At 50.9% G+C, this 389-nt stretch carries 3 tRNA genes; all 3 read right to left on the bottom strand.

The window, feature by feature from the left end:
• Positions 1 to 69: 69 nt before the first annotated feature.
• A tRNA-Met gene (locus AC1DDK_RS26160) sits at positions 70 to 145 on the bottom strand.
• A 50-nt stretch (positions 146 to 195) separates the two neighbouring features.
• Positions 196 to 267: transfer RNA gene (locus AC1DDK_RS26165), tRNA-Glu, on the bottom strand.
• A 40-nt stretch (positions 268 to 307) separates the two neighbouring features.
• Positions 308 to 383 (bottom strand) — tRNA-Met (locus AC1DDK_RS26170).
• Between the last annotated feature and the right edge of the window lie 6 nt (positions 384 to 389).

The following is a 389-nucleotide window of genomic DNA, read 5'->3' on the forward strand; positions in this document are numbered from 1 at the left end:
TCTGGCGTCCTCACCCCTAGACGAACGGGCCATTTGGTTGCCTCAGCTTTATTAAAGCTGCGAACCTTTTGGTAGCGGGGACCAGACTCGAACTGATGACCTTCGGGTTATGAGCCCGACGAGCTACCAACTGCTCCACCCCGCACTATGTCTTTCTTAATAAAAAAACCGCTCATTTTTTTAAAGCGGTCGCTGTAGCCCGTAGGGGAATCGAACCCCTGTTTCCAGAATGAAAATCTGGCGTCCTCACCCCTAGACGAACGGGCCATTTTGATTGCCACAGTTTTAATTAAAACTGCGAATCTTTTGGTAGCGGGGACCAGACTCGAACTGATGACCTTCGGGTTATGAGCCCGACGAGCTACCAACTGCTCCACCCCGCACTATAT

It is taken from the genome of Pedobacter sp. 05T44 (assembly GCF_056395985.1).